The organism is Rhodoferax sp. U11-2br (assembly GCF_018619435.1).
In the GTDB taxonomy this organism is placed as follows: domain Bacteria; phylum Pseudomonadota; class Gammaproteobacteria; order Burkholderiales; family Burkholderiaceae_C; genus Rhodoferax.
In genome coordinates, this window is record NZ_JAHFZF010000068.1 from 1 (window position 1) to 647 (window position 647).

The 647-nt window shown below is 62.9% G+C and carries 1 protein-coding gene; it reads right to left on the reverse strand.

Going from position 1 to position 647, the window contains the following annotated elements; translation table 11 throughout:
* Positions 1–647: methyl-accepting chemotaxis protein (locus KKO72_RS20770; protein WP_251140828.1), on the reverse strand; the 647-nt coding region annotated here is incomplete at both ends.

Genomic DNA, 647 nt, shown 5'->3' on the forward strand with positions numbered 1-647 from the left:
GAGCCGCCCAGCTTCTTGGGTGTTTGCGCTGCTGCTGCCTTGTGCCCCAGCGACTGCGCACGTGGTGTGATGTCGCGTGGCGGGCGTTGGGCCATGGACAGTGCCTGGCCATCGGTCTTGAACACCGCCACCGCCTGTGCCAGTTGTTCGGCCTGATCACGCAGACTCTCGGCAGCGGCTGCACTTTGTTCGACCAGCGCGGCGTTTTGTTGGGTCATCTGGTCCAGGTTGCCGATGGACTGGTTGATGCCCGAGATCTCGCTGCTTTGTTCACCCGAGGCGGCGGTGATCTCGCCAATCACATCGGCCACCTTGCGCACCGATTGCACGATGTCGTTCATGGTGCTGCCCGCGTCCGAGACCAGCTGGGTGCCAGAGGCCACTTTGGTGACCGAGGTGTTGATCAGCATCTTGATCTCTTTGGCGGCCTCGGCGCTGCGCTGGGCCAAAGAGCGCACCTCGCTGGCCACCACCGCAAAACCACGCCCTTGTTCACCAGCTCGGGCGGCTTCCACGGCGGCGTTCAAGGCCAGGATGTTGGTCTGGAAGGCGATGCCGTCGATGACGCCGATGATGTCGCTGATCTTTCGGCTGCTGTCGTTGATTTCTTCCATGGTGCTGACCACCTGGCGCACCACCGCACCACC